Source organism: Achromobacter sp. RT286_PF, from assembly GCF_059760425.1.
This window is the reverse complement of the sequence record NZ_JCBAMR010000022.1, coordinates 1-22,826: the sequence shown is the minus strand read 5'-3', so window position 1 is coordinate 22,826 and position 22,826 is coordinate 1. Positions and strand designations below refer to the sequence as shown.

The following is a 22,826-nucleotide window of genomic DNA, read 5'->3' as shown; positions in this document are numbered from 1 at the left end:
TCAGGAACGGGCGTGGCCCGGAGGCACGCCTGAAGGCGGCCGGCTGCCCGTCAGGGCGTCCCAGGCGCACATGGCTTGCCGCGCCACCGATTGCAAAGTCTTGCGGCTGGCGCCGTCGCGCGCCTGGATCGACATGCCGTGCAACACGGTCGTGTAGAACGCCGCCAGCGCTTTCACGTCGGTGCCGGCAGGCAGTTCGCCGTCGGCAACGCCGGCGGCAAGGCGGGCCTGAATCCGGGCCTGCATCTCTCGCCGGCTATCGCACAGGAATTCGCCAACGCTGGCGTGGTTGACGCTGCCGGACGGCGCGCCCAATACGATCATGCAGCCGGGCGGCGTGCCCGGCGCGGTGAAGCGTTCGGCTGCGGCCATCAGCATGGCTTGAACGCCTTCACGCGCAGTTGCGCCGTCTTGCAATGCGCGCCGCGATCCCCCGCCGGCGGTCTCACGGTATAGCTCGACGGCTTCACGAAACAGGTCTTCCTTGGAGCCGAACGCGCCATAAAGGCTGGGCGAGTTAATGCCCATCGCTTCCGTGAGTTCGGACAGCGATGCTGCTTCATATCCCTTCGACCAGAAAACTTCCATTGCCTTTTGCAAGGCCTGGGCCCGGTCAAAGCTCCGGGGGCGCCCACGTTCTGCCATGGCGGGATTTTACCTGCGACGCCTATTTTGTGTTGATCGATAAAAAATTTGTTGACGTCGCAAATATTTCGCTGCGATGATATTTGTATCGATCACTACAAATAAGGATGAAACATGGGCAACTTGAACGGAAAGGTCGCATTCGTGACAGGCGGCAGTCGTGGCATCGGCGCGGCCATCGTGCGCCGGCTGGCCGCCGAGGGCGCGCACGTCGCGTTCACCTACGTCAGCCCTTCCTCGGCTGACGCAGCCAAGGCACTGGCAACGGAATTGACCACCGGCGCACGCCGGGTGCGCGCCATCCAGGCCGATGCGGAAGATGCGCTGGCCGTCAGGCAGGCCGTGGAAGAAGCGATCAAGCTGCTTGGACCGGTGGACGTGCTGGTCAACAACGCGGGCATTTTCGTCACCGGCGTCATCGGCGACACCAGCCTTGAGGAATACGAACGCACGATGAACATCAACGTGCGCGCTCCGTTCGTGGCCATCCGCACCGCGCAGGCATCCATGCCGGACGGCGGCCGCATCATCAACATCGGCAGTTGCCTGTCCCAACGCGCCGGCCGCCCCGGCGTGGCGCTGTACGCGGCCAGCAAGACCGCGCTGATCGGGCTCAGCCAAGGCCTGGCCCGCGACCTGGGCGCACGCGGCATCACCGTCAACGTCGTGCACCCCGGCCCGATCGACACCGACATGAACCCGGCGAACGGCGACCACGCGGCCGACCTCGTCGCCGTGCTGTCGCTGCCCCACTATGGCGAACCGCGCGACATCGCGGGCATGGTGGCCTTCCTGGCGGGGCCGGAAGGGCGCTACATCACGGGCGCCAGCCTGTCGGTGGACGGCGGCTACGCAGCCTGACGCAGCGGGTGTGAAAGTTTTTTCGCACCCGACTTGCACAAACAAAAAAACCTACATATAATCTTGCTTCTTCGCACTACACACATAGCGAAACGCAGTCAGCAGCAAGGCCATCAACAGATAGCCGCGCGGTTGAAAACGAATCGAAATGCGTGCATTGCAGGGCTGTTAGCTCAGTTGGTAGAGCAGCGGACTCTTAATCCGTAGGTCGAGTGTTCGAGCCACTCACAGCCCACCAGAATTTTTGGTCGTACCCGGGAAACTTGGTGCACCAGGCAAAAAAAGCCCACCGCATGCGGTGGGCTTTTTGCTTTCCGGCCTTTTGCTTTGCGCGATTCCGACGGGACAGGGATACCTACCCCCGGCCCGTCATTGCATTGCACGCCTCACCCGAACTCCAACTGATAAAAACTCTGGCTCGCGATCAGCGTCGCGCCGCAGGACGTGCGCATGCCTTCCAGCGCGGTCATGCGGTCGGAGCTGACGTTGTGCACGCCTTCGACGATGGTGTGCGTGTCACCGCATTTGGGGCAGGTGACGCGGTCGCCGACGCGGGCCATGGGTTGGCCGAAGATGATGACGGTTTCATCGCCGGTCACGACGACGCCGCCGTGCGACGTCTTGTCGCCTTTGCGGATGACGGGGCGTTGGGACATGGCGCGAGATATCTGTTTACAGATACGTGCCGTCCGGCGCGCGCCGGGCAGGGCCGACCACGAACGTGCCGTCGGGCGCCATGCGCACGGGGCCGCCGCCGCCTTTGTAGCTGCCGTCCGGCGCGCGTTGCGGGGTGCCTGCCACGTACATGCCGTCGGGGGCGCGGGTGATGGGGCCTTCGCCGCCGACATAGGTGCCGTCGGGCGCTCGGCGCGGGGTGCCGGCAATGAAGTGCCCGTCGGGCAACATGCGGATGGATTTCGTCGTCATGGACGCTCCTTGGGTAGGAGCCGAAATCATAACGATGCATCGTGATGCGCCTTGTAATAGGACGTGTCATCTTTGAACGTTATGCGTAAGCGAATGTGGGATCATTTCCGCCATTCCCGCCGCTGGCGGCGTTGTCTTTGCCTTTGGCTCTGACGCCGCCAGCCCCGCTACCGCCTTCCAGAACTATGACCGACATCAACGCCTTGTTGCTTCCGATACCCGGCGATGCGCCCTGCGGCGTGGACCTGGTGTTCTCGCCCGAATTCGACGCCATACGCGAAGCGCGTCGGCACGACGATCCGCAGCTGGACCAAGGCGACTGGATCATTGATCTGAAAGAGGCCGACTGGACGGAAGTGGCGCGCATCTGTTCCGAGGCGCTGCGCAACCGTAGCAAGGACATACGCATTGCGTCGTGGCTGGCGGAAGCGTGGGCCAAGACGCGCGGCTTTGCGGGCTTGCGCGACGGTTATCTGTTGATCGACGGCCTGTGTCAGAACTATTGGGATGGCCTGCACCCCGTGCCCGAGGATGGCGACGTGCAGCAACGCGTGGGCAACCTGGCGTGGCTGCTGTCGCGGTCGCAGCAACTGATTGGTGAGATTCCGCTGACGCAGGCGGACGGCGCGCGTTATGGCGCGGTGCTCTGGGAGGCCGCCAGCCAGTTGGCTAACGCCGTCAAGCGCACGCCGGACAACGCCAACGAGCTGACCCGGGGCAAGCTCACGCTAGACCGCTTTGATGCGGCGCGGCGGGATACGCCGCCGTCGTTCTATTCTGAATTGGACGGCCAGCTGGAAGGTTGCGCGCAGGCGTTGGCGCAGCTGGAACGCACGCTGGACGAGCGCCTGGGCGACGAAAGCCCGGCCTTTTCGAGGGTGCGCGAGGCGCTGCGCAACGTGACCGAACTGGTCCACCGCTTTGCGCGCGACGCTGGTTTGCTGGTGCGCGCCGATATGGCGCCGACCTTGCCACAGCCTCCCGTGGCGCCCGCCGTTCCCACCCGTGTGGAGCCGACCTTGCCCGCCGACGATTCCTTCCCTGCCGCCGGTGCGCCGGTCGGCATCCCCTCAACGCCCGCCGTGCGTGGTCCGATCCAGACGCGCGAGCAGGCGTTGGCGCAGCTGCGCGAGGTGGCTGATTTCTTCCGCCGCACCGAGCCGCACAGCCCGGTAGCCTATCTGGCCGACAAAGCGGCCAGCTGGGGCGAGATGTCGCTGCACCTGTGGCTGCGCACGGTGGTCAAGAACGACGAGACCCTGTCGGGCCTGGAAGAACTGCTGGGCATCAAGAAGGCCGGCGAGAACGGCTGATGTGTGGCGGCCGAGGTCTGGCCGCCGATGTCAGGCAACAGACGTCGGGCAACAGACTTCAGGCAACAGACGTCGGGCAACAGGCGTCGGGCAACAGGCGTCGGGCCAACCGCCAGCCTTATCGCGCCGCGCGGAATTCGATGCGTCGGTTCTTGGCCCGCCCCTCGGCCGTGGCGTTGGTCGCGACCGGTTGATCCGGGCCCGCGCCCATCGCCTCGAAGCGCGACACCGGCAAGCCCTTGTCCACCAGATAATCCCGCACCGCATCCGCGCGCGCCTGGCTCAGCGCCAGGTTGGTGCTGCGGCTGCCTGAACTGTCGGTGTGGCCGATGATCTGGATCTTGTCGGCGCGCAGCTTGGGCACCGCGTCCGCCACGCGGTCCAGCAACTCGCGGCCGCGTGCTGTCAGCCGCGTGCTGCCCGTTTCGAATTCCACGACGCGGTTGCTCAGCAGGTTGTCCAGCACATCCTGTTCGTCCTTGCCAGCCGATACGCGCAGGCCGTTGACGATCTTGTACGTGGGGTTCAGCGACGTGGCGAAGGTGCTGGCGATCTGTTGCCGCGACGCTTCGTTGTCCACCTCGCCGCGCAAGCGGATCTGCGTGCCGTCGATCTCCAGCTGACCCCGGTTGATCTGCTTGAGCGGGGTGTCCAGCAGCTTGCTGACGTGTTGCGACCAGTTCGCCGGCGCGACCACGCCGCCCACGTCGATGCGATCAATCACGTTGCCCACGCCATAGACCTTCTGCAAACGCGCCAGCACGTCGGCCTTGGTGGCCTCGTCGGGCACCGCGCCGCTGGCCACCACCTGGCCGGGTTGGGGGATGACGTTGGCCGGCACCACCGTTGCGGCATCCTGGGCATGGGCCGCGCACGACAGCGTGGCGGCCAGGGCAAGAATAAGCGTGCGCATGCGCTAGGCTCCGATGAAAACTTCGCGGAACGTTTCCAGCGCCTGGCGCAAGGAAAGCCGCGGTTGATCCAGATAGCTCGACAGCTTGGCCAGCCCGTGGCTGGCGCTGACATGGTCGCGCACCCACGGCGCGCCCTCCAGCACGATGTAGTGCTGCGACAAGGTCTGCGGTGTGGACAACAGGCTGGCCAGCGTCTGCGGCGATGCGCCCCGAAAGCCCACCACCAGCCGATGCTTGCCCGCCACCCTGCCGATGAACATGGCGATTTCAAAGTCGGCGCGCGTCAGGAAGGGCGCGATCAGCGTCATCCAATACGTGGCCACCAGGTTGATGTAGAGCGGGTCGTCCGGCAGCGGCAACGCCAGCCCCGTGTCCAGTTGCGACGAGCCGCTGGACATCACGGGTGCAAGCAGGATGCCCAGCGCCAGCACGATGTCGTGCATGCTGGCCGCGTGGCCGTTGTTGCGCAGCATGGCCTCTACGCGTTCGATTGTTTGCAGGTCGATGAACGCATCGAAGCCGTCGTCGGCCGCCGTGCGGATCTCGCCTTCCAGGTCGTTCAGCGTTTGCAGCGCGGGGGCGGGGTCGCCGTCCTGCATCAGCTGGGCGGCGGCCGCGCCCATGCGATTCCACATGCGGCTGAACGCCAGCGGGCTGCGCGCGATGAAATCCAGCGGACGCGCTACCTCTACCGACGTCGCGCTGATGAACGGAAAGCGCCGCCCTGACTGGTCGCGGCTGGGTTGCAGGTGGCCGGCGATGGCCAGCTTGCCGCGCGAGCCCAAGACCGCGAAGGGCACGGGCTGCGCCTCGTCGTACAGCGTCTTCCAGTGCGGGTCTTGCGCCAGGATCTCCATGGTGTTCGCCACCCACGCATCCAGCGTCGACATCAGCTGGGGGTGCGAGGTGTTCTTCACGAAATCACCGCGAGACGGGATTTTGCCGAAGTAGGCCGTACGGAACATGGGGGACTGCGGATGGCTCATTGCTGCGCTCCGGCAGGCGTCGGGGCGACGGGGGGTTGAGAGGACGCGCCCACCACCGAGGCGGGAAGGCGCAGGTTGCGCAGCCCTTGGCTGCCGGGTTCGGTGCCGCCCGCGCTGGCGGCTTGCGCGTTGCTGATGATGCGCAGCTTGACCGGCACGGTGATGTTCGACTTGGTCCAGCTCATGTCGAAGCTGCCGTCGGGGTTGGGCTTGCGCTGCGATCCGGAGATCAGGCGTTCCAGGCCGAAGCGGCCGGGCTCGTTGATGACCTCGACCACGGTGCCGTCAAACGCGGTGGCCGTGATGCGCGCGCCCGGTGCGCCCTGCGCATTGGGCCACACGAAGTTGACCCACTGCGGCGGCGTATTGCGATAGCGCAGTTGCTGGCCGTCGATCTCGATGGTGTATTCCGTGACGCCGCCCGCCGGCTTGGGTTGGATCTGGAACAGCGTCTGCGGCTGCGACGCCGCGCCCGAGCCTGCCGCCCCGCCCGCCAGCGGGGCCACCCACTGTGCAAAGTTGGCAGTGAACGAGGGCTGCAAATCTATGCCCATGTCGCCCCAGGTGCGCGCCGTCAGGATGTCGCCGCGCCGCACGGTCAGCGGCCCCAGCGTGTCGTTCACGTACTTGGCGATGCTGCCTTGCGGGCCGAACACCTGGCCGATTTCTTCGCCGCTGGCCTCGATGCCTGCCTTGGTCGAGAACGGATACTTGTCGGCCAGGCCCTGGCTGAAGGGCTGATAGACCTGCGCGTTCCACACCTTGTTCAGCTCGGTCTGGGCCGGTTGCATGGCCACGGCATAGCCCTGGATCAGCGGGCGCACCAGCAGCGGGCGCAGCGTCTCGCGTTGCGCGGGCGTCAGGCCGGCCAGCATCTGCTCATCAACCAGCTTCAGCGCATCGGCAAGCTCCGAGTCCTTGCCTTCCAGCGTCTGGCGCATCAGCAGCAAGGCGCCGGGACCCGGGTCGCCCTGGTTGTTGATCAGGTTAAAGCGCGTGCGGATCTTCGACAGCGCCGTCATGTAGTTGCCCATCAGCGACTGGTTGTCGCGCGTGACCACCAATCGGGCTACGTCCGAGAACTCGCGGCCCACCGGCCCCATTGGAATCTGTTCGCCGTTGGCCGCCGTCTGCGCCTGCGCGGGCTTGGGCTGGCCCTGGCGCAGGATCACGCGCTTGAACCACGCCACCACACCCGTCTGCGCCTGCGAAATGCCCGTGTTGATCAGCGACGGGTTGTCCCACGACGTTTGCTCGTAGGTGGTGTTGACCAGTTTGACCAGCGGCGAATTCTGCGGATCGCCCAGGCGGTTCATGCCGTGCACTGCTTGCTCAAAGCTGTTGAACGGCTTGATCGTGACCCCGCGCAGCATCTTCTGCCATTCCTGCGCGTACTCGGTCTTGTACATCGTGGCCAGGCTTTTCTGGATTTGTTCCGGGCTGCCTTCCAGCGTGAGATCGTCGCGCGCGTTCACGCCCAGCACCCAGTCGCTGGTCTGCACTTCGCGCCGCGCGGCCTCGCCGATGGCGGGCTCGATGTATTGCTCCCAGGCTTCGCGGGTGAAGGTGCCGGGCACGGCGTAGCTGCCCGCCACCACGGCGGCGTCGGCTTCGCCCATGATGCGCGCCACGGTCATTGCCGGGAAGCGCGTGGCGGCACGCGCCTTCAGCGTGGAATAGGCGCGTTCGCGCGCCGGCATGCCCTGCATCACGCTGCGCAGATTGCCGCGCGTGCGTTCCACCAACGCCAGATTGGTCTCGATCTGCGGCCAATCGGCATCGGCGGCGCGCGCCACGTAAAACGAAATCAGCCGCTCCGCGCTGCGGATCAACTGGTCGCGCGGCATGGCGCCGCGATTGGTTTCCAGCCAGCCGCGCCAAAAGCGCGTGATCTGATCCGACAGGTGGGTCGGGTCCACGTGCTCGCGGTTGGCCATCATCAGGTACGTCTTGAGCGCGTTGTACGCGTCGTCCACGTTGGTGGGCGAGGCGTCCTGGAACAAGGTGTCGCCGGCATTGGCGCGCGCCGGCTGTCCCGGTGCCTGGGCAGACGCCTGGGTGGATACCGGCGTGGCCGTCGCGCCGGATGCCGCGGCCTTCGACGTATCCACGCGGCCCAGATACTCTTCCAGGCTGGCCTTCACCGGCACCAGCATGAACTGGCGCAGGCCGTTGTAGTACTCGGCCAGCAGGCGTTCGCGCAGCACATCGCCCTGGTACAGCCCCAGGCCCAACGACAGGGGGCGGCTGGACGAATAGCGGTCCAGCTGTTCGATGCGGTCTTGCAGGATCTCCATCGCTTCCAGACGGCTTTGCAGATCGGTGCGTTCGCTTTGCAGGCGCACCACCTTGTCCAGATCCGCCTGCACGTTGGTGGCCAGCTGGCGGTTGCCCAGGTACGACCAACTCCAGCCGCCCAGCACCAGGCCCAGCGCCAGCACCAGGCCGAAGAAGGTCAGGTAACGCATGCGGACTTTGTTCGGGCTGGCGTGTTGGCGCACCAGCTTCTTGTCGGCAAAGATCACGTTGGAAAACAGGTCGCGCAGGAACAGGCCGTTGTGCGATGCCGTGTTGGGCGCCGCGCCGCGCGTGGATGGGCGCAGGCTGAAGCGCTCGGCCAGCTTCTCTGTCGAGGTGCTGCGCGAGGCGCCTTCCTGCAAGGCGCTGGTGAAGTAAAAGCCGCGAAACACCGGCTTGTACTGGAACGGATTGGTCTCGAACAAGGTCGACAGAAACGTGCGCAGCGCGGGTTTGATCGCCGCGAATTCCGGCGGAAAAGTCAGCAGGCCCGGGGGCAGGGCGCCGCTGCGTCGCAGCGAAATCTGCGCTGTGCCCATCTCCTTCAGGCCTTCATACAGCTCGTCAAAACGCTCGTCGAATTGCGTCAGCACGTCGCGGCTTTCGTCCGCGCCATACGGCAGCGTGGCGCCCCACACGCGATCGCGCTCACGCGGGTCGGCATCCGCAAAAAACTCCGAGAAGCCGGCGATCAGATCCGCCTTCGTGAAAATCACATACACCGGCGCAAACACTTCCAGCCGGTCGGTCAGTTCCTGCACGCGCTGGCGCAGGTTCTTGGCCAGGTTGATGGCAAATTCCGGGCCGGAATCGGTCAGCTCGCTGATGCTGGCCGCCACGATGATGCCGTTGATCGGCGCCTTCGGGCGATGGCGCTTGAGCAGGTCCAGAAAACTCATCCATTCGTTGCGGTCTTCCTCGTGCACCGAATAGCGGCCCGCCGTGTCCAGCAGGATGCCTTCCGTGGTGAAGAACCAATCGCAGTTGCGCGTGCCGCCCACGCCGCGCACGGCCGCGCCGTTCTTGTCCGCAAACGGAAATTGCAGGCCCGAGTTGATGACCGCGCTGCTCTTGCCGGCCGCCGGGTTGCCGATGACGATGTACCAGGGCAGTTCGTACAGGGCTTCGTTACCCGACGTCTGGCCGATCTTTGACGTCTTGATCGTGCGCACCGCCTGCGTCAGCCGTTGGCGCAAGGCGTCGATGTCGTTGCGGTTGGCGGCGGGGCTGGACACGGCGCCCGTTTGCACCTGTTGCTCCAGCATGTCGCCCAGCTGCTGGTTGGCGCGCCGCGTGCGGCGGCGCCGCCACAGCTGCACGCACAGCCAAAGCAACAGCAGTACGCCCAGCGCGGTGCCGGCCCATATCAGCCCGATCTGCATGGTGTCGGCGAACAGGAACAGGAAGACGATCAGCGCGATCAACCCGATCACCATGAAGGTGCGCGGGTTGGCGAACACGCGCGCGCCCCAGTAGCGAATATCGCTCATGGAACTGGAAAGAGAAGATAGGAATCCTGAGGGGCTACGCATGGTTTTCGCTGTTATTTTCCGAGTCAGGCGGTAGTGCCGGCGGCCGGTCGATAGACCAGGGACGCGCAGCGCAATGCGGGGTCTTGCAGGGTAAGGGTCAGCACCGGGTGTTCGGCCTGCATACAGGCTTCACCGGCGATGGCCAAGGTCAGCAACGAGGCGGCCACGCCGGTGTGGCCACAGGCCACGCCCACCGCGTGGCAGTCCTTGCTGGCATCCAGGTGTTCAAACAATTGCGACGTCACGCCCAGGGCTTCCAACGGACGGCTGCCGCGATGATCGGCGTCGCTGACCACCTGCACGACGGTGTCTGGCGCAACGGCCGCGCGCTGCAACAGGTCGCGCGCCAGTTCGGCCAGCGCGGGCTCAGGCAACGCGCCCCGTGCATCCGCGGGCTTCTGGCGTTGGACCATGGGTGACAGGGCGACGCGCAGGTCGGTGGATGCAACGGAGGGGGCCGTCGCAGCCGCGTTCGATGCGGTCGGCCCTGCGTGGGCCACACCCGCCTGGGTATCCACCAGATTCAATAGCAAGCCGGCAGCGGCCTCGCCCGGCACGCGGCCGTGCGGATTGGCGTGCGTCAGCAGCGTGGCGTCCGCGTCCCATTGCGCTACCTGATCCTGATCGATGTAGCCGTCACCGGCCAGCACGATGCGCCACGTTGGCGCGGCCTTGGTGTCGACGGGCAGCGACGCCAATTCACGCAGCAGTGTCTCGGTGGCCATCACGTCATGCGCGATGTGTTCCGTGACGCTGACGCGGCTATCGGGCCAGACGCCCGCTGCCGCCAGCACTTCGGCACGCGCCCGATCACGCGCGGGCTGCGACCAGCTTGCGGGCAGCAGGAGGTCAAAGCGCAGCAACGGCCAGTCTTCGTCGCGCGCCGGCACATCCAGTTCGGTGACGCGGCGATGCGCTTGGTCGGTCAATGTGGCCGCGACATCGACCAGCAAGGCCGTTGCGCGCAGACCCGCCGTGGCCAACGCGTCGGCGGGCGCGCCGCGCTCGCGTGCGGCGGCGTACAGCTCAACGTCGTCCAGCTGCGGCACGCGCGCCGCGAAAACGGGAAAGCCCTGCAAGGTCTTTAGTTCAGGATCCAGCTCGGGGCGCTGTTGTTCAATCAACGCCTCGGCAATCGATGCTGCGTCCGGCCCGGCCCCCGCGCGCGCGGCGACCGCAACGACGCGCAGTTCGGCCCGAGCCGCCGGCGCCGCCTCGGCAGCGGGCGTTGACGCCACCGGTTGCGGCTTGGGCGCACGCGCCGCGCGCACGATGCGCGCGCCCAGCCACAGCGCGCCCAACAGCGCCAGCGGCAGCGCAAACAAATACAGCCCGATGTCCACGCCGGTCGGCAGCGTGCGCGACTCTTGCCACCAGATGATGACGGCCAGCCACACCACCGCGAACAGCGCCAGAACCAGCAAGCCTTTTTTCAGCAAACGTGCCATGTGCGCCCGGTCAGAGGAATGAAGTTGTTGTTATCGGGGCGCCGGCGCGCGCGTTGCAATGCGTCGCGTTCATTTCGCCGTGTCTCCCGCGCGCTGCATGGCGCCGGGCCGACGCAGCTCTACGTGACCGAAGTCCATCATCTTCCAGCGGCCGCCCCAGGTCAGGCCGACCAGCTCGGCGGTCTGGCCGAACAGCTCGTAGCCACGCATGGCCCACGGGTCTTTTTCCGAAATGACGATCTTGCCGTCGCGATAGAACGCGCTGTCGGCGGCCAGGCCATATTGGTGATAGCTCTGGAACGCGCCCGCGTTGGTCACGTGCGTGCCCATGCCCGCCAATTCTTCCTGGCGCTGCGGGCTGCGATAGCCCTCGATCAGCGCCATTTCGTAGCCGTGCTGCTCGCGCATGATGCGATAAGCCAACAGCAGACGCTGGCGGAAATCCGCATCCAGCAGGTCCCAATTGCGGCTTGCGCCACCCAGCTTCGGCCGCACCAATTCCACCTCGCGCGTGGTGAACGCGTCGGGCGGCAAGGGGGCCGGGGGGGCCAGCCTTTCGCCTTCCAGCAAGGCCTGAATCCGGCGGTCCGGGCCCGTCATCTGAGGGCTGTAAATGAATGTGTGATTGTGTCGCATGACGAAAGCAAAAAGTGACGGCAGCAACACAATTGCAAGGCCGATTGCCACTTGCCAGCGATGCCGCGCAACCCATCCCGCCGACGTTTTCACGCCGCTGTGCAAGGCCCCGGCCGTGCCACCCACCGCACCGCCCGCCTGGCTTGCGCCGCGCGTTGCGCCGCGCGCCACGCCCTGTGCGCACGCGCGCAAACCCCGCACCGCGCCTTGGCGCAGTGCAGGGAAAAACAGGAGAGCGGAAACGCCCACCGCCAGCAAAAAATACAGGGGCAGTAGCAGTAACAAGATCGGTCCCTCATGCGGAAGGCGTCATCTTTTGTTCTATTCGCGTGGGAGGCAAGCGATCCGGCGTTGCAAACCGCGTCGGACCCTTAGAAATCGTAACAAGAATCGATGTTCCAAATGAGGTGTTCGGGTATTCTCGACGGGCTTGGTTACAGGGGGGCTGCACACGCCTCCTGCTGACACGGGAACCCGCATGGCAGAAGACGAAAAAGAAGCTCGCCCTACGATGACCGCGCCGAGTCTGCTCCGCGGTTCCACAGCCGCGCGAGGCGAGGCCGAGTCCACACGAATACTGGCGGCGCTGGAAGGGCGCGCGCCTGAAGCCGAGGTCAAACACCTGGCCGCGCGGCGCGACCCGCGCGCGCGGCGCTGGCTGGCGCTGGCGTTGTTGCTGGCGTTGTTGGCGGGTGGCATCACGTGGTTCATCCACGAGGACCCCACGGGCGCGATGCAGGCCCAGGCGCCGGGTGCCGCGGGATTGACCGCGGATGCTTCGCAGGCGAATCGGCCCGCGTCGCCTGCGGCATCGGGCGCCCCGCCCGCCGCCACGCCCGCGCCGCAGGCCAACGCGACGCAAGAGGCGTCCGACAAGCCGCCCGCGGTAGCCGCCATCATCGATGAATCGCCGCCCGCGCGCGATGCGGATGTGGGTCGTGGTGAACCGGAACCATCGCGCGAACCGACCAACCCGCTGTCGGTGCTGGCGATGACGCCGCCGGCCACCGCCGCCCCTGCCGCGCCCGGTCCCACGCGCCAGGCGGCGGAACAACGCGCGCGCGAAGCCGTGGTCCCGCATGGCAATGCGCCGCGCGCCGTTAAGCCCGCCGCCACGCCGCGCAAGGCTGCACAGCCCTCCGACACCGACGCGGCGCTGTTGTCCGCACTGATGAATTACGGCCTGCCGCCCGCGTCTCCGCCCGGCACGCGCGTCTATAAATCCGATGGCATTTTCATGCGCGAGATGCCGGGCTCGCCGTTGTCCGAACGCTTGAAGGAATGCCGCAAACTCAGTTTCTTTGAAGGCGAACAATGCCGCCTGCGCGTGTGCGCCGGCCAATGGGGCACGGCCGCTGAATGCCCCACGCCGCAAGCCAACGTCGAACCCTGAATGCGCAACGCCCCACTCCGGCTTTTATCGCCCCTGTCCCCCCGCGAGGTTTTTGCTCCATGGCTGTGAACGCAAGCAACGGCGGTGCCAGCGCCCCATCCCGGCTGTATCGCCTGGATGGCGAGGGCGCGATCGCGTCCCTGCAAGTGGAAGGCTGGGTGGCGCGTGAAGGCCTGTCGGACTTGAGCGAAGCGCGCATCGTCGCGCTGGCCGACGACGCTTCGCTGGATCTTAACGACATGGTGTCGCGGCCCGCCACGCTGTGGGCCACGCGCGCCGACGGCAGCGAGATTGGCCGCAGCGGCGTCGTGCGTGCCGCCGAGATGCTGGGTGGCAACGCGGGCAAGGCGCGCTATCGCATCACGCTGGCGCCCTGGCTATGGCTGGCCACGCAGCGGCGCGCCAGCCGCATCTATGAAAACCAGCCCGTGCTGGAAATCGTGCGGCATGTGCTGGACAGCTACGAGGGCTACACCTACAAGCTTGCCGACGACGTCGAGCGCCACCTTGCCGACCTGCCCACGCGGCCTTACACCACGCAGTATCGCGAAACCGACTACGCGTTTCTGTCGCGCCTGCTGGCGGAATCCGGCCTGGGCTGGACCACCGTCGAGGACAAGGCGGCGCCTTCGCGCCATGCCGTGCTGATCTTTGCCGACAGCCGCACGTTGCCCGAAGACGAAGAGTCCTCGGGCGGCGGCGTGCGCTTTCAACGCGCGCATGCCACCGAGACGCGCGACGGCGTGCAGGCCCTGGCGCGCAGGCAGCGGCGCGCGGTGGAACGCGTCACCGTTCTAGGCTGGCACGACAGCGGCAAGCACGCCATCACGGGCCAGGCGCTGGCCGGCCCAGCCAGCGGGTCCGACGACGAAACCGCCGGGCTGGAATGGTTTGAACCCCTGGGCCACGGCGGCCTGTTGACCCAGGCGCACGCGCAGTTTCAGGCCACGCTGTTGATGCAGGCCGCGCAGGCCCGCGCCGAAACGTTCATCGGGCGTGGCAACGTGCGCACGTTCCGGTCGGGCACACGCTTCACGCTGCAAGACATGTCGCCGTTAGGACCCAAGGGCGAGGCCGGCTTCGAACCCGTGTTCGCGTTGGACCGTATTGAACACGTCGGCGTCAACAACCTGCCGGGCCAGGCCGACGCCAACTTGTCCGGCCAGATGGGTGCGCTGGACGACTTCCTGTGCTTTGACGACGACGAAGACGCCGCGTTGAATAGCGACGCAGACATTCAGCGTGCCAATCACGACGACCCGGCCGGCGACGATTCCGCCTACCCCCCAGACGACGCATTGATCGGCGTCGGCCGGCCTGACCCCGCCGTGCTGGCGCGGGCGCATGAAGTGGGCTACGCCAACCGCTTTTGCGCCGTGCGTTGCGACCGCCCCTGGCGCGCCTTGCCGGCCGCCGCGCGCGGTGCCCGATTGGCCGGCGCGCCGTCGGCCGTGGGCGTGCACACGGCGATTGTCACTAACGCCGAAGGGGCCACCGAGGCCAGCGGCGAAGACGAAATTCACCGCAACGCGCGGGGCGACGTGCGCGTGCGCTTTCACTGGCAGGCCGACGGCCAGGGCCTGGCGAAAAGCCGTTGGGCACGCGTGGCGCAGCGCCAGGCGGGCGCGGGCATGGGCATGAGCTTCGTGCCGCGTATCGGGCAGGAAGTGCTGGTGCGCTTCCTGGATGAAGACATCGACCAGCCACTGGTCGTCGGTGCGCTTTACAACGGGCGCGGCGAAGGCGGCATACCGGCTACACCAGGCGGCAAGGCCGGCGAACCCATGAACACCGAGGTGTACGCGGCCGCCCTCGACGGCAAGCCCAGCGCGCAGGCCAACCTGGCCAGCGGCAACGCACCCGCCTGGCACGGCGCGGCGGCAGGCGACGAACAGCATCGCAACGCGGCCGCGTTAAGCGGCTTCAAGAGCAAGGAATTTGGCGGCGACGGCTACAACCAGATCGTCTTCGACGACAGCGACGGCCAGCTGCGCATGCAGATCAAGTCCACGCAGTCGGCTAGCGAACTGAACCTGGGCCATCTGATCCACCAGGCTGGCAACTATCGCGGCAACGTGCGCGGCGTGGGCGCGGAATTGCGCACCGATGCGTTTGGTGCGCTGCGGGGCGGCGCGGGCGTGTTGCTGACCACCTACACGGCCGGCGGCGGCGAACCCGCGGGCGACGCGGCGGCGCCCCTGGCGCTGGCCGGGCAGGCCGACATCATGGCGCAGTCGTTTGACGGCGTGATCGGCGCGCATCAGGGCGTGCGCCTGGCTTCGGCACGCGGCACCACGTCAGCAGGCGCCAGCCGACTGGACGGCGAACGCGCGCCCCTGGCCGCGATGACGCGTGCCGTCTCCGGCACGGTGGACGGCCAGGCGATCAGCGGCGCGGCGGGCGATGCCTCTGCCAAGCACACGGAAGTGGTCGACGGCAAGGTCCCGCACCTGACCGACCCGCTGGTGCTGATGGCGGGCCGCGCGGGGCTGACGCAAGCGGCCGGACGCAACGTGCAGATATCGGCCGGCGAACTGGTGCACTGGTCATCGGGGCTGGACCACAACCTGGCCGTCATCGGCTCGCTGCGCGTGCATACCGGCCAGGCGCTGGGCATCGTGGCCGGCGTGCAGAAGGGCGGCGCCGAATCCGGCCTGGATCTGATCGCGGGCACGGGCGAAGTCGACGTGATGTCGCAGCATGACGTGCTGACCGTGCAGGCGCAGCAGGACCTGCGCATGGTCAGCGCCAACGCCGGCATCGAATATGCATCGCCCAAGCGCATCCGCATTGCCAACGCGGCGGGTGCCAGCATCGTCATCGAAGGCGGCAACATCACCGTCACCGCGCCCGGCCGTATCGACGTCAAGACCGGCAACAAACAGTTCGCCGGCCCCACGCAGATGCCGTATCCCTTTCCGCAGTTCACGGTATGCAAAAGCTGCGTGCTGGACGCCCAGGACAGCGTGCAATCCATTACCGAAAAGGCGTGACGGCGATGGCTTATTCCTGGCAGCAGGCGCTGCTTTCCACCTTTGCGCAATTGCCGCACCACCGCGGGCCGTATGGCGAAGCCGCGCGCGCGTATGTGATCGTGGATTTTCGGGGCCACCCCGATCTGCTGGCACGCATCAGTGCCACCGAAGACCTGAGTTTTGGCTCGATCTGGGCGCAAACCGGGCTGGATATTTATGGCGACGTGGCGCCACTGCTGATCGAAGTGGACGGCGCATCGCAAGGCGTGCTGCGCGGGCCACGCCGGCCTGATTTCAGTACGCCGCTCGTGCGCGTGTTGAACGCCCTGCACGAACGCAGCGGCGGCCGCTACGCAATGATGAGCTTCGCCTCCGCTGTGCCCCTGGAAAAGCTGATCGCGCATTTCGGACGGTTTTGCGACTACGCCTTGCCCGACGATACCGAGTTCTTCCTGCACTGGTACGACACGCGCATCCTGGCGCGCGCCCTGCAAGTCTGGACCGCCGAACAACGCACCCGCTTCGCCTCGCCGCTGATCACCTTGCGCTACGCGTTGCGCGATGGCTCGCAGGCCGAGCTGTCGGGCACCGGCAGGCTGCCCACAGACGCGCCCGACGGCATCCAACGCTTTACGCCCGAGCAGCACCAGATGCTGTTCGACCTGGACTACCCCGACAAACTCGCGGTGCAACTACGCCGCTTGTATCCCGGTCTGCTGCCGGGCGACCCGGATCAGGACGCGCTGGTGCCGCAAGTGCAAGTGCAGTTGGAACGCGCGCGCGCACACGGCGTGGCGGGCGACAAGGACATGTTCGACTATGTGGCGTGGGGCGTATCGATATCCCCGCGCTTTGATGAGCATCCGCTGATTCGTGCGGGCTTGCAGGAGTATCAGCCCGGTGACGACGGCGCGCTGGCAAAGGCGCTGGCGGGCGTGCCGGACGCGGTGTGGGACGAGGTGCAGGCCTTGCATTGGGCTGGTCAGGATGGGCCTTCAGGAGAGATGAATGCGTAAGGGATTGATCGCCGCGCTGTTGTGGCTGGGCATGCTGGCGGGTTGCAATAGCGAGCCGGTCTACCAAGGCGTCAGTTTCATCGCCTATAACTACACGCCGTGGAATATCCGCAGCATCAGCGTCAAGGACAAGGGCGAAGGCGTGGCGTCGACGATGCAGGTCAGCCCGGGCGGCGGCGAGGGCTCGGTTACCTGCTGCTTCACGCTCAAGGGCACCGATTTCACCGTGGACTGGCGCGGCGTCGACGCCGAGCTGCTGCGCAAGCATTTGCACGATGGCAAGGCCGACTCGCTCTATTTCGATCGGCAGGGCGCCATCAAATTTCCGGCCGCCGAGATCCCGGCGGGCGAGGGTCCGCTGTATCTGGAGCTGCACATCTATCCCGACGAACACATGGAGCTGGCGCTAAGCCGCAAGCTCCTGGGCCAGACGCGGATTCCCATTGTCGATACCGTGGACTGGCTATGGCGCGAGCATCGCGCATCGCTTGCCGCTTACCGCAGTGACGCCGAACTGCTGCGCGCGACCGCGAAGGCGTTGCAGCCGGCATGGAAAAAATACCGTATCGAAGACAAGCAAGACCTGCGCCAGTACATGCTGCTGTACTTCACGGTGGCGTCGAACTTCGATTCGGATCCACAGGTGAAGGCGATCCTGGACAAGCCGGGGCGCGCGCCGGGCGATTTCGCCCGGGACGTCGCGGCGTTGCCGCCGGCAAAGCTGGAGCAGATCAAAGCCATGGGCACCCCGCCGGGAGATAAGCATGTCTGACGCGCAATCCAGTGACTTGCCGCCGGAGAACCGTACGCCGGCATCGGTGCTGAAGGCAATGGCCCAGAACGAGGCGGCGTACCCCAAGGACGACTGCAATGAATGCGGTGCGGTCCTGCGGATGGGGTTCTTTTTTGACGGCTTCGGCCGTAGCCGCGACGAAGATGCGAAGCACCCCACGTACTATTCGAACATCTGCCGCTTGTGGGAAGCGCACTATGTCCAGAGCGATCCCGGCCGCCCTGAAAAGCACCACTGGTTTCGGTTTTATTACTCGGGCCTGGGCACGGATCTGAATGCCGATGCGGAAAACGACGACATGATTTATGCCGCCGCGAAGGCGGGCATGAAAGCGGCGAGCAACGCGCAAAAGGCGATATCGGCCAACGTCGGCAATGTCTTGCGCACGGACGAGATTCCGAACCATAAGCTCACCGGGCGCCTGACGGCGGCGGTGAAGAAGTCGCTGCGTGAGTCCTCGTATCAGCCGATGGTCAAGGCATATAAGGACGTCGTGAAAGACGTGCGGACGTTGCCCGAAAAGGCGGTCCGGATCTGGAATGCGTGGGACCCCGAGCGCGTGGTGAACCGTGCGCGCGCCACCATTCGAGGCTTCTGGGCCGGCTTCAAGAAAAATCCCCTGAAGGTCGCGTGGACGGCCGGCAAGGAAGCCGCCAAGTCAACCATGATGGAAACGGTGCCGATCATCCGCGATCAGGAAACGGTGGCCTACCTGATGGGCACGGGCGTAGACGTGCGCGTGGACTCGGCATTGCGCCAGTTCAAGGCGGCCTATGACGCCGTGAGCGAAGGGCAGAATGTGCGCCGCATTGAAATCACCGTGTTCGGCGCGGACCGGGGCGGTGTGGTCGCGCGCCAGTTCGTCAATGACCTGGTCAAGAAGTACCGCCGCCGTCACGATGCCGACCTGGCGGTGATTGGCGACCGAACGAAGAACAAGTCAGATGCCGATATCCAGATCCGTTTCATGGGCTTGCTGGATTCGGTCGCGTCCATCATGGACGAAAACACGTTCCTGGGCTTTTTGCCCGTCACTGACCTTATCAAGCAGACGCACAAGGACAGGACGTTGACGGTGCCGGCCGCCGTGCAGACGTGCGTGCATTTCGCGGCCGCGCATGAGCTGCGCCGCAATCAGCGCATGGACAGCCTGGAAAAGACGCGCGGCCTGCAGTATCTGTATCCCGGGTCCAGCGGCGACGTGACGGGCGTCAGTCCGCCCGGGTCGCTGAATGCGCGGGTCGAGCTGTCGCGCGTGGCGCTGCGCGACATGATGAACCAGGCCCTGTCGCACGGCGCGGCCTTTCACAGCATGGAAAGGCTGGCCGACCTGAAGCCCGATACCTATTTGCAGTTTTCGCTGTCCGAACCGATTGTGGATGGCAGTACGAAGAACCAGATTCTGGATCTGGTCAAAGCGTATCGCGAGGTCGTCAAGTACGAGCCGGGCATCGACTTCATGCCGCATATGGAGGCATTCCTGCGCTGGCTGGCCGTGCGTTACCAAGACCCGACGTTCCGCGCCGAACTGTCGGACCCGGCCGAGGCGTGGATCAAGGACCGGGACTACTTCACGCCGGAACAGGAATACAACCAAGAACTGCGGCGCGTGTCGGCATTGCCCGCCGAGGAACGCAACAAGCCCGAGAATACGGCCCGCCTGCGCGAGCTGGAGGCGCTTAAGAATGAGCGTTGGGCACGCGCCTCGGCAAGCCGTGGCGAATTGCCTCCGCAACGTTTCAAGCCGCTGTGGGAACGCCTGGAAGAGGAATACAAGAGCCTGGAGCACGCGGAACAGCAGGATGCCGATACCGCGCAGCGCCGCGCGGACCTGGAGCGTAATAGCCCGCAGGTGTTGCGCACGATGGAGTTGATGGACAAGGACATGCGCGACCGCGAGAACATGCGCAATGAACTGATCAAGCGCGGCGGCGGCACGCCGGAAAAGGCAGCCGACCCCCTGGCCGACATCAAGGCCGAGCGCGCGGTTCAGCAACGCCTGCTGACCGCCTGGCGCGAGGCGCGCGACGGCAAAACGCAGTTGCCCCCGAAGGTCATGACCTTGTTCGACTGGCTGGTGCACGACGCCATGTTGAGCAGTTGGCCCGATCACCTGTTGGCCAGCACCACGATGTACTTCCGCGTCCGCGACAAGGATGTATTCGCCAAGACCGACGCCAAGGCCGAAATGGCGCAGCGCGCCAAGGACATGCGCAACGCGGAAAAGGTCGAGGCCCAGGCTGCCCGGGCAGAGCAGAACATTCAACAGATGACACCGGCGCGGCCGTGACGCGACGAATGAAGGACGTGCGTGGCGCCTTCGATGCCGCTTACGTCTTGCCCGCTTCGACCGCTATCGTCACCGTATTCGACTTCACGTTCTCTGCCTCGATATACACCTCGTAGGTCGCGGGCGTGGCGGGCAGATGCAGGACGCCCGCCATATCCGTGGTGAAGCGGGTTTCCACGGTCATGCCGGGCGGCAGCGGAATCTTGGGCGGAGCCGCGCCTTCGCTGGGGTCCACCGACACATTGGGCAGCTTGGGCCGCACGTAGTTGAACGCGATGCCGCGATAGACCTTGCCGGTGCGCGTGTCCACCGCTACGAAACGCGGTAGCTGCGGCTCGTCTACCACGGGCAGGATGCCGCGCGCGCAGATGGGAATGGTCAGCGTGCTGCCGTCGCGGATCGTCACGCGGGTGGGCGCGGCGATGCGCATCTGCGCGTCGTAGCCTTGCAGCGGCGGCATGCAGGCGTGTTCTTTTTGCGAGTGCGAGGGCACCGAGGCAAAGGTGGCGGGTTCAATCCAATCGGTCGTCATGATGGGCATGTCGGTTCGGGCATGTCGGTTATCTGGAAAAGGCCGGCGTCAGAATGCCGTCCAGCCTTCGGAGCAGTCGACCTTGCGCACGGCCTTGCTGCAACTGGGGCAGAAATGAATGTTCGCGCAGGTGATGCCGTACATCACGCACTGCCCGATTTCCTCGTTGTACTCGCCATTCTGGTCGGGCAGGCCGTAATAGCAGTGCCCCCCCGCGTTGTAGTAGAAGTGCGGCGGCGGGTCCAGCTTTGAATCGTCGGCGGACTCGTCCTGGTTGCGCAGGCCGGGCCAGTCGGGGCCGCTGGGCACCATGCCCAGCAAGTGGCCCATTTCGTGGGCCAGGGTTTCGGTCAGGTAGGCCTGCGAGTTGGGTTCGTAGGGGTCCAGCGTCGAGACGAACAGCAGGTTGGTGCCCGTGATGGCAAGGCCGGCGTAGCTGGCTGCCACGGTGTTGAACTGGATGTTCAGCATGCCGGTCAGCGGCGTGGGCGATATGCGGGTCAGGTCCACGGACACCGACCAGACCGACCCATTGCTTTCGCGGATGGGGGTGATCAGGTGGCGCGGAATCGGAATCGACCGTTCGGCGCCGGAGGCGTCCGTGTGGATGTAGCGCGCGTGCACCAGCCAGTCGTCGCTGGCATCGAATTCGTACCAGAGGCTGGAGCGGCTGCGGTCGTCGTTGACGATGGGTACCGTCATGACGCGTCCACCGGGGCCGGCGGGCACCGGCAGCCGCATGTCGCCGCTGACGCCCGGCGCGGCCAGTCGGTCAACGTGGCAAACGACCAGCGTATAGGGTTCGCGCTGCTTGCCAGGGGAAGGGGCATAGACCGCGCGCACGGCATTCATGATGGCTTGCTGCGACTCGACGGTGTCGGCGGCGTCAACCGCCGAGCGGCCCCGGAATTGCAGGCGCGGAAGCTGGATCATGTCGATGCCATGCAGCGCGAATTCCGCGGTGACGGGCGTGACGTCGGCCAGGTGGCCGGCCGGATGCGCGCTCATGCACATGACCTCCTGGATGTACAGGCGGCGCACGGTTTCAACGCGTTCGGTTTTGATCAATTGCCCGCGTTCGTCGCGCACTTCGAACAGGTACAGGTTCAGGCCGGCAGCCGGCAGCGTGATGTCGTCGACGATGCGGGTGCCGTCGGCGTTGGTGACATAGCTGCGCGGGTTGCTGTGCGGTTCCTGATAGCTGGCGCGGCGGCCACGTTCGCGCGCGGAGTACGGAATGTTGGCGGGGTCGGCCTTCACGGTGATGGTGAAGCGGTGCTGGCCGGGGCGATTGAATTCCACGTGGATGCGCGGGCGGTTCGATTGCCGTTCGGTGGTGGTCAGCGCGCTGCCGTCGTTCCAGCGTTCGGCCACCTGTTCCAGGTTCACGTATTGCAGGCGCGCGCCGTCCTGGCGGGCGCGGTAGGTGGACACGCCGGGCACCGCGCGGCCGGAGCCGCCGGCGGGCGGCGTGCCGCCAGGCAGGTTGGTGCCCTGGGTGCGCGCCACGGGTCCCAGGCCGACCGAGTCCAGCACGTCGCGCGCGATCTGCGGCAGCGGGGACTCGGCCACGCCGGGTATCTTCATCAGCACCTCGGCCACCTTGGGCAGCGTCTCGGTGGCCAAGGTGGGCGATTGCAGGATGGCGCCGATCACGCTGGGCACCGACGACGATGACAGGCCCGGCATGCTGAGGATGGCGCCTGCCACCGACGGGATGTTGGCTTGCTTGACGTCGGGCAACGTAAACAGCGTGTCAACGGCGGAACTCAAGGCCGCCATGCGGTCGCCGCCAGCGTTCAGCGCCTGCGTCATGACCGGCACAATGGCCGCGCCCACGTTGGCGCTGACGCCGCCCGCCGCGAAGGTGGATGCGCTGGACAGCGCGGTGGACGCGGCGCTGGCCTGTTGCGCAAAGGTCGCCAGCCCGCCGCCGGCCGCAACGGCGCCGATGCCCACAGCGCCGGAACTGCCGGCGCTGGAAGCAGCGGCGGACGCGCCCGCACCCGCGCCGGCTGTGGCAGACAGATCGGTGGCGCGGGTGGCCGGCGTGCTGTCGGACATGCCCGCCGCGCGCGCGGTGGCGCTACCCAGGTTTGCATCCGGCGTGGCTGGCGCAGCGGTGGCCGCCGTGCTGGCTGGGGCGGGGGGCGTTGCGGCGGGGGGGTTTTCCCAGGGGGGGCGGGCCGGGGGGGGGGGCGGGGGGGGGGGGGGGGGGCGGCCGGTGGGGGGGGGGGGGGGGGGCTGTCCTTTTCTTACATTCCCCC

The 22,826-nt window shown here is 66.2% G+C and carries 17 protein-coding genes and 1 tRNA gene; 8 read left to right on the top strand and 10 right to left on the bottom strand.

All coding sequences use genetic code 11. The features are described from left to right. A complete protein-coding gene (locus AC6LJY_RS17490) occupies window positions 1-645 on the bottom strand; it encodes a TetR/AcrR family transcriptional regulator (protein ID WP_046804226.1) in 645 nt (214 codons plus the stop codon). A gap of 114 nt (window positions 646-759) precedes the next feature. On the opposite strand from AC6LJY_RS17490, the gene AC6LJY_RS17485 reads away from it, so the two are divergent. After that, window positions 760-1,506: an SDR family NAD(P)-dependent oxidoreductase gene (locus AC6LJY_RS17485; protein WP_498136441.1), complete on the top strand. Its 747-nt coding sequence runs from the start codon at window positions 760-762 to the stop codon at window positions 1,504-1,506. Between the two features lie 162 nt (window positions 1,507-1,668). After that, window positions 1,669-1,744: transfer RNA gene (locus tag AC6LJY_RS17480), tRNA-Lys, on the top strand. Between the two features lie 148 nt (window positions 1,745-1,892). Here AC6LJY_RS17480 and AC6LJY_RS17475 read toward each other — a convergent pair. Together AC6LJY_RS17475 and AC6LJY_RS17470 are read right to left on the bottom strand one after the other, a co-directional pair. After that, entirely contained in the window at window positions 1,893-2,162 is a 270-nt protein-coding gene (locus tag AC6LJY_RS17475) for a PAAR domain-containing protein (RefSeq protein WP_046804224.1), read from the bottom strand. Between the two features lie 16 nt (window positions 2,163-2,178). Beyond that, entirely contained in the window at window positions 2,179-2,433 is a 255-nt protein-coding gene (locus AC6LJY_RS17470; protein WP_498136440.1) for a hypothetical protein, read from the bottom strand. Window positions 2,434-2,618: 185 nt separating this feature from the next. On the opposite strand from AC6LJY_RS17470, the gene tssA reads away from it, so the two are divergent. Next, window positions 2,619-3,746, top strand: a complete 1,128-nt coding sequence (gene tssA / locus AC6LJY_RS17465; protein WP_498136439.1) for a type VI secretion system protein TssA — start codon at window positions 2,619-2,621, stop codon at window positions 3,744-3,746. A 118-nt stretch (window positions 3,747-3,864) separates the two neighbouring features. On the opposite strand, the gene AC6LJY_RS17460 is transcribed toward tssA, so the two are convergent. From AC6LJY_RS17460 to AC6LJY_RS17440, 5 genes are all read right to left on the bottom strand, one after another. After that, complete coding sequence (locus tag AC6LJY_RS17460) at window positions 3,865-4,659, bottom strand: OmpA family protein (RefSeq protein WP_046804221.1); 795 nt, start codon at window positions 4,657-4,659, stop codon at window positions 3,865-3,867. A gap of 3 nt (window positions 4,660-4,662) precedes the next feature. Continuing rightward, window positions 4,663-5,646 (bottom strand): type VI secretion system-associated protein TagF, encoded by a 984-nt coding sequence (gene tagF, locus AC6LJY_RS17455; protein WP_104143416.1) that lies wholly within the window; start codon window positions 5,644-5,646, stop codon window positions 4,663-4,665. Further along, on the bottom strand, window positions 5,643-9,434 hold the full coding sequence (gene tssM, locus AC6LJY_RS17450; protein ID WP_498136438.1) for a type VI secretion system membrane subunit TssM: 3,792 nt from the start codon (window positions 9,432-9,434) through the stop codon (window positions 5,643-5,645). Before tssM ends, tagF begins: the two co-directional genes overlap by 4 nt. A gap of 65 nt (window positions 9,435-9,499) precedes the next feature. After that, complete coding sequence (locus AC6LJY_RS17445; protein ID WP_498136437.1) at window positions 9,500-10,924, bottom strand: hypothetical protein; 1,425 nt, start codon at window positions 10,922-10,924, stop codon at window positions 9,500-9,502. A 69-nt stretch (window positions 10,925-10,993) separates the two neighbouring features. Continuing rightward, window positions 10,994-11,845, bottom strand: coding sequence for a M15 family metallopeptidase (locus AC6LJY_RS17440; protein WP_370512753.1), 852 nt, complete (start codon window positions 11,843-11,845; stop codon window positions 10,994-10,996). A gap of 226 nt (window positions 11,846-12,071) precedes the next feature. Between AC6LJY_RS17440 and AC6LJY_RS17435 the strand changes: the two genes are divergently transcribed. Genes AC6LJY_RS17435 through AC6LJY_RS17415 form a run of 5 tightly spaced genes read left to right on the top strand, consistent with a single transcriptional unit; the run spans window position 12,072 to window position 20,027 of the window. Next, entirely contained in the window at window positions 12,072-12,953 is an 882-nt protein-coding gene (locus AC6LJY_RS17435; RefSeq protein WP_498136436.1) for a hypothetical protein, read from the top strand. Window positions 12,954-13,012: 59 nt separating this feature from the next. Further along, entirely contained in the window at window positions 13,013-15,946 is a 2,934-nt protein-coding gene (locus AC6LJY_RS17430; RefSeq protein WP_498136435.1) for a type VI secretion system Vgr family protein, read from the top strand. Window positions 15,947-15,951: 5 nt separating this feature from the next. After that, window positions 15,952-16,944 (top strand): DUF4123 domain-containing protein, encoded by a 993-nt coding sequence (locus AC6LJY_RS17425; protein WP_485799198.1) that lies wholly within the window; start codon window positions 15,952-15,954, stop codon window positions 16,942-16,944. After that, window positions 16,937-17,716 carry a DUF3304 domain-containing protein gene (locus AC6LJY_RS17420; RefSeq protein WP_498136434.1) on the top strand — a complete coding sequence of 260 codons (780 nt, stop codon included), beginning with the start codon at window positions 16,937-16,939 and terminating at the stop codon, window positions 17,714-17,716. Before AC6LJY_RS17425 ends, AC6LJY_RS17420 begins: the two co-directional genes overlap by 8 nt. Next, window positions 17,709-20,027 carry a T6SS phospholipase effector Tle1-like catalytic domain-containing protein gene (locus tag AC6LJY_RS17415; protein ID WP_498136433.1) on the top strand — a complete coding sequence of 773 codons (2,319 nt, stop codon included), beginning with the start codon at window positions 17,709-17,711 and terminating at the stop codon, window positions 20,025-20,027. Before AC6LJY_RS17420 ends, AC6LJY_RS17415 begins: the two co-directional genes overlap by 8 nt. A gap of 40 nt (window positions 20,028-20,067) precedes the next feature. On the opposite strand, the gene AC6LJY_RS17410 is transcribed toward AC6LJY_RS17415, so the two are convergent. Continuing rightward, window positions 20,068-20,568, bottom strand: coding sequence for a hypothetical protein (locus AC6LJY_RS17410; protein WP_104143428.1), 501 nt, complete (start codon window positions 20,566-20,568; stop codon window positions 20,068-20,070). A 39-nt stretch (window positions 20,569-20,607) separates the two neighbouring features. Then, window positions 20,608-22,623 carry a type IV secretion protein Rhs gene (locus AC6LJY_RS17405; protein WP_498136432.1) on the bottom strand — a complete coding sequence of 672 codons (2,016 nt, stop codon included), beginning with the start codon at window positions 22,621-22,623 and terminating at the stop codon, window positions 20,608-20,610. Window positions 22,624-22,826 lie beyond the last annotated feature (203 nt).